Genomic DNA, 1758 nt, shown 5'->3' on the forward strand with positions numbered 1-1758 from the left:
CAGTCTCCCTCCGAGAAGTAACGCCTCCAGCCTAGGCGATGCATCGGGCGATCGGGCTGACCATTTCATTATGTCCGGTTGTCCGGTGTCATTTCAGCGTTGTTTGTTCTGTTTTTGGGGTGCCCGTCGGGCAGTGGTGCTGGCCTGACACGACTGAGTCCAGCTCAGAGTGAAGCCGTCCTGCCAGGGCCGCGTTGAACTGCCAGTCGCAAGCTGAGGTTAGCTCTCCGTTCCGTTAAGTGGCCACGGCTGCTCTTGCAACCGTTTCAGAGCTTCCAACATATCGTTCTGGCCCAGCGATCGCTGCGACTTCTTGCCGGGCGGTCGTCCTCGCTTGCGGGGAGCCCCATCCGTGCCAGGCACAGATAGCGACCGTGTGTTGTCGCGCTTCTCCTGAACGTATTGGGCCATCTGCAGCACATGTCCCAGGCGCTTGTTGTCCACGATCGCGCCCTGGTCCACTTCCGACAGCCGGTCATAGGTGGTATAGGGCAGGGCGGCGCCATTCGCCCGCGGCTCGATCCTGCCATCCGGGTAGTGATAGACATCAATGTAGCGGCCGGCCAGCTTGCGGTGCTCCGGGGTGTCCGCCAGCAGGTAGAGCATCTTGTCGTACTGGATCGTCAGGCTCTTGGACACGCAGCGTGGCTCGCGCCAAGCGAAGATCAGATCCAGGTTCTCATCCGGTCGCAGTGGCCGATGGGCGTTGTGGTTATTGCGCGGCACCTTGGCAAAGCGCGCGTTGTAGTCGGCGATGAACTCCGCCATGAAGGCATTGGCGGCCTCCATGGTGCTGATGCCACGCAGGCGTAGCTCCTTGACCAACCGGTCCTGCAGGGTCAGGTGAGTCCGCTCGACGCGGCCCTTGGCCTGGCTGCTGTTGGCGCAGATGCCTTCGATGTTCAGCTCAAACAACGCCCGGGCAAACTGGGTGTGGCCGTCGCCGCTGGTCGCCCCTTGTTTGTTGACCCGGAAAACGCTGGCCTTGTCACTGTAAAACGCCACCGGCTTGCCATGGCGCTCCAGATAGGCACGGGTCGCCGCGAAATACGTGAACGTGGATTCCGAATGAGTGAAGCGCAGTTCCATGATCCGGCTGGTGGCGTCGTCGACGTACACCAGCAGCGTGCAGGCTGGCGCGCGCTCCTCAAACCAGCGGTGATCGCTGCCGTCGATCTGGATCAGTTCGCCATAGCAGGCGCGCCGGTTACGAGGCTGGTAGACCTTGGGCGGCCGCTGTTTGCGCGGCACCCACAGGCCGGCTGCCGTCATCAGCCGGCGGATCGTTTCTTTGGACAAGGTCAGTCCATGGCGCTCGTGCAGCTTCTCGGCCGCCAGCGTGGGGCCGAAGTCGGCGTAGCTGTCGCGGATCAGGCCAAGGGCTACAGATTCGCGGTCCGCAGGCATGCGATTGTTGCTGGGTCGCCCGCGCCGTCGCGACACTAGCCCGGACGGGCCTTCCTGTTTATAGCGTTCCAGCAGCCGCCGGAACTGCCGGTCCGTGATCTCCAACCGTTCGGCGGCCACACCGGGCCGTAACTGACCATCTACGACCGCCTGGACGGTCTTGAGCCTGTCTAACTCATGCATGCTGACTGTAATGACCTCGGATTTAGCCATCCTCTGGCGTCTCCATCGTGTTCAACCGGGCAGGCTAAATACCACGAATGGAGCACTCAAGCGGACATAATGAAATGGTCAGCCCGATCGCCCGATGCATCGCCTAGGCTGGAGGCGTTACTTCTCGGAGGGAGACTG

1 protein-coding gene is annotated in these 1758 nt (G+C 61.9%); it reads right to left on the reverse strand.

The window, feature by feature from the left end; all coding sequences use genetic code 11:
- Nucleotides 1-219: 219 nt before the first annotated feature.
- Complete coding sequence (locus E5S69_RS32040) at nucleotides 220-1620, reverse strand: ISNCY family transposase (protein WP_115737185.1); 1401 nt, start codon at nucleotides 1618-1620, stop codon at nucleotides 220-222.
- Between the last annotated feature and the right edge of the window lie 138 nt (nucleotides 1621-1758).

The sequence above is a fragment of the Cupriavidus necator genome (genome assembly GCF_013141915.1).
In the GTDB taxonomy this organism is placed as follows: domain Bacteria; phylum Pseudomonadota; class Gammaproteobacteria; order Burkholderiales; family Burkholderiaceae; genus Cupriavidus; species Cupriavidus necator_B.